Source organism: Chloroflexota bacterium (assembly GCA_018648225.1).
GTDB lineage: Bacteria > Chloroflexota > Anaerolineae > Anaerolineales > UBA11858 > NIOZ-UU35.
In genome coordinates, this window is record JABGRQ010000226.1 from 1 (window position 1) to 3,481 (window position 3,481).

Sequence of the window (3,481 nt, forward strand, 5' to 3'; positions counted from 1 at the left end):
TGCCTACGTCCTGCTACAGCCCTTTCTGGAGCCCCTGGATCACGAAGAACTGTGGGTGCTGGTGCTCGATACCCGCAACCGCGTGATGGCGCTGGTGGCGCTCTACCGCGGCAGTGTCAACGCTTCGCAAGTGCGCATCGCCGAAGTCTTCCGCAAAGCGGTGGCCGAGAATGCCCCGGCGATCCTGGTAGCCCACAACCATCCGTCCGGGGACGCTTCACCCAGCCCCGATGATGTCGCCGTGACTCATAATATCGTGGATGCGGGCAAACTGCTCGACATTCAGGTGCTGGATCATCTGGTGATCGGGCAGGGCTATTATGTTTCGCTTAAAGAACGCAACCTGGGCTTTGCCTGATTGGAGCATAAATCATGTCCCAAATGAAGAAGCTGGCCGTATGGCTGGCGCAGTGTGTCTATCAATATCACCTGAGCGATGCAGAGATCCTGCAGGCCTGTGGCTTGGCCGTGGGGGATATTGGGCAGACGCGGTATGTCCAATGGCTGCTGACGCAGATTGAAACTGTGCGCCAGTATCCCGAAATCTATCGCTTGTTTCTCTAGCTATCCACTGGATGAGCAATTTCATCGGGGCGCAGACATCAACTCTGCGCCCTTTTCTATTCAAAAGGAGTATTTCGATGACCCACACACAACCCCGCTTCACGTCCACTCAACTCAACGGACAGATACGGGCATATATCCAAACCCTGGCCGAGGCTACCGATCAGGCGCGCGTCAGTAGCGTCATGACGGACTATCTGGAAAGCTGCGCCCGCTTTCACCAGTACAGCTCGCACAATATCTGGCTGATCCGTTTTCAGAAACCGGAAGCCACGCGTGTGGCGGGCTTCCAACGTTGGAAGAAAATGGGGCGTTTCGTGCGCAAGGGCGAAAGCGGCATTCCGATCCTGGCGCCGATCTTTCGGAAGGTGCAGGAGGAAGACAGCGATTATGCCAAGCTGGTCAACTTCCGCGTGGTATTTGTCTTCGACATCAGCCAGACGGAAGGCGAACCGCTGCCGCTGCCGCCCGAATGGAAAAGTCCCCAGCAGCACGTTGAACTGCAAGCGCGCCTGACGGCGTTTGCCGAACAGAACGACATTCGCGTCAACGTGCAGGAATTATCCGGCGAAATTCAGGGCATCAGCCGCGGGGGTGTGATTGAACTCTCCCCCCAGGCAGGCACCAAGACCCTGATCCATGAGATTGCCCACGAGTTGATGCACCAGCAGCGAGGGTTACAGCGCAGCCAACAGATCGAAGAACTCGAAGCCGAATCCGTAGCGTATGTCGTCGGGCGCTATTTTGGTCTGGATGATCTCGCCAGCCCCAACTACGTCGCCCTGCATGGCGTGGATGCGGCCCTGATCCTGGCGCATATGCAGCGCATTCAGGAGACCGCCAAAGACATGATCAGCAATCTGGAAAAGGAGTGTGAGCAATGACCCCCAACGAAATTCTGCAAGCCTTGAAGATCCCCGCTGACCTGCCGCCCTGGGATGGTGAAATCCGTGAAGTGCGGGCCAGCATCTTGGATCGCCGCGTGCGCGTGTTATCAGTAGTATTGGGTTGGGCGCTGGTGCAGTTTCAACCGCATGGTGTGATGATTCCAGTGCGCTGCGACCGTTTGCGAGCGATTACACTGCTGTATTAGGACAAAAGGGCCTGGGGTGAAAATCTCCAGGCCCGGTTTCCCTCATCCGGTATCATCTTCCAAAGAACGGAGATATGCGGCGACCGCTTTATGCGTGGTATACCAGTTGCGACCGCGTTTGACGGCCTCCAGGCGGCCTTTGCGAGCTAACAGGCTGAGATAGTCCTGGCTGTAGGGTGTGCCCTGCGCTGCTTGACGCAACGGGAGCCAGGTTTCATCATCGTCCGGCGCACTTGTCTGGGGTTGGATGGCATCGAGATACAAAATCAGGCTGCGCTCAACGGCGCGCCCTACAAAATTGACCAATGGAGCCGGATTGCCCGCATCCGCCTGCGCTAAAATCCGGTAATACTGTTGGCGGTGGATGCGCTCAATCACCGTGGGGGGATAACCTGATTTCATCAGGACAACGTTCATCAACAAGCGCGCCGTGCGGCCATTGCCATCCACAAAAGGATGGATGGATACCAGGCGATGATGGGCCAGCGCTGCCAGAATAACGGGGTGTTGCAATTTTCTCTCCCGGGCCAGCCAATCCCCCCAATCCATCATCAACTGTGGGATTTCCCAAGCATCTGGCGGGGTATGTTTGGCGCCCGCAATTCGCACCGGTGTTTTGCGATATTGACCAATGTTTTCATCATCAATTTGGCTCAACACCAGTTTGTAGATTTGGCGGATGTGATGGGCCGTGACCTCTGCGACTTGCTTCACCAGGTCTTCCACATACGCAATGGCTTCACGATGATTGATGACTTCGAAATGCTCTCGCAAATTCTTGCCGCCGATGGTCAGGCCAGTCTCCAGGATCAAGCGTGTTTCCTGCAAGGTTAGCGTGTTGCCTTCGATGGCGTTGGAGTTATAGATCCACTCCAAATCCAACTGCTGCCGCAGGCGCGCCAGGATTCCCGCAGGCAGGGGGCGCAGAGCGTCCAGTTGGGCTTTTTTTTCATTCAAACGTTTCAGTAGACGTTCTTCGAGCATGACGTTCTCCAATCGGTATCGGATAGGTTGTATTATCATCTATCCGATACCGATATGTCAAGCGATGGGTGATTACGAAAAAGGGGAGGAGCGGATAGTTCGATGTATACTTATGATGCCAAAGAACTGTATTCCGACTTTTTCAGCGAAGCCACGGCGCTGATGGAATCTTTGGATAATTATCATGCTTTTTTGGATGGCAATAAACGCACCGGGATTGTGCGGTGGCTTTGTCATTGCAGCACAATGGCATCACCCTCACGGTCAGCAACCTCCAAGGGATTGAACTTACCTTACAAGTGGCGCAATCCCAGATAGACGCCAAACGGGTTGCCGATTGGCTGCGCGAACATCAGAACTGTTGGCTAATCGACCAATTTGATTTGCACTCGCAAGCGTTTTGCACTACACTTAGAAAAATAATTAGCAATATTCCAATTTCTCTCAAGGGGAGATGCCATGCCACTGTACCAAATCCAAATTGATGAACCAGTTTCACAAATCAAACCTGCTTCTTTTGCAAGTGAACGAGAACTTCAGCGACTATTCGAGGCTAACTTGTTACAATTTCTGGGCGTGCATTTCATCGGCAGCGAATTCACCACTGGTGACCGCCAACGTGGACGCATTGATACTCTTGGCATTGACCAAGACGGTTTCCCAACGATCATTGAATACAAGAAAACCACTAAAGAGAACGTTATCAACCAGGGCTTGTTTTATCTGGATTGGCTTGTCGATCATAAAGGTGATTTCACGCTGGCCGCACAGGAAACCCTGGGCATGGAAATTGAGATTGATTGGAGCGCACCGCGCCTGATTTTGATTGCCGAGAGTTTT

The 3,481-nt window shown here is 53.5% G+C and carries 7 protein-coding genes; 6 read left to right on the forward strand and 1 reads right to left on the reverse strand.

The features are described 5' to 3' along the window. The 4 genes from HN413_18465 to HN413_18480 form a co-directional block, all read left to right on the forward strand. The coding region (locus tag HN413_18465) for a hypothetical protein (protein ID MBT3392386.1) at positions 1–358 on the forward strand (358 nt) is incomplete at its 5' end. Between the two features lie 14 nt (positions 359–372). Next, a complete protein-coding gene (locus tag HN413_18470; GenBank protein MBT3392387.1) occupies positions 373–564 on the forward strand; it encodes a hypothetical protein in 192 nt (63 codons plus the stop codon). 77 nt (positions 565–641) lie between these two features. Beyond that, complete coding sequence (locus HN413_18475; protein MBT3392388.1) at positions 642–1,448, forward strand: DUF1738 domain-containing protein; 807 nt, start codon at positions 642–644, stop codon at positions 1,446–1,448. Further along, positions 1,445–1,657, forward strand: a complete 213-nt coding sequence (locus HN413_18480) for a hypothetical protein (GenBank protein ID MBT3392389.1) — start codon at positions 1,445–1,447, stop codon at positions 1,655–1,657. Before HN413_18475 ends, HN413_18480 begins: the two co-directional genes overlap by 4 nt. Positions 1,658–1,699: 42 nt before the next feature. On the opposite strand, the gene HN413_18485 is transcribed toward HN413_18480, so the two are convergent. Further along, positions 1,700–2,641, reverse strand: coding sequence for a Fic family protein (locus HN413_18485; GenBank protein ID MBT3392390.1), 942 nt, complete (start codon positions 2,639–2,641; stop codon positions 1,700–1,702). Between the two features lie 102 nt (positions 2,642–2,743). Here HN413_18485 and HN413_18490 point away from each other — a divergent pair, with 102 nt between their 5' ends. Together HN413_18490 and HN413_18495 are read left to right on the forward strand one after the other, a co-directional pair. Continuing rightward, entirely contained in the window at positions 2,744–2,959 is a 216-nt protein-coding gene (locus tag HN413_18490) for a hypothetical protein (protein ID MBT3392391.1), read from the forward strand. A gap of 141 nt (positions 2,960–3,100) precedes the next feature. Then, positions 3,101–3,481: DUF91 domain-containing protein (locus tag HN413_18495; protein MBT3392392.1), on the forward strand; the 381-nt coding region annotated here is incomplete at its 3' end.

Excerpts from the sequence above, each read along its gene's own strand:
- HN413_18490 (MBT3392391.1), top strand. The coding sequence starts at position 2,744 with ATGTATACTTATGATGCCAAAGAACTGTATTCCGACTTTTTCAGCGAA.
- HN413_18475 (MBT3392388.1), top strand. The coding sequence starts at position 642 with ATGACCCACACACAACCCCGCTTCACGTCCACTCAACTCAACGGACAG.
- HN413_18485 (MBT3392390.1), bottom strand. The coding sequence starts at position 2,641 with ATGCTCGAAGAACGTCTACTGAAACGTTTGAATGAAAAAAAAGCCCAA.
- HN413_18470 (MBT3392387.1), top strand. The coding sequence starts at position 373 with ATGTCCCAAATGAAGAAGCTGGCCGTATGGCTGGCGCAGTGTGTCTAT.
- HN413_18480 (MBT3392389.1), top strand. The coding sequence starts at position 1,445 with ATGACCCCCAACGAAATTCTGCAAGCCTTGAAGATCCCCGCTGACCTG.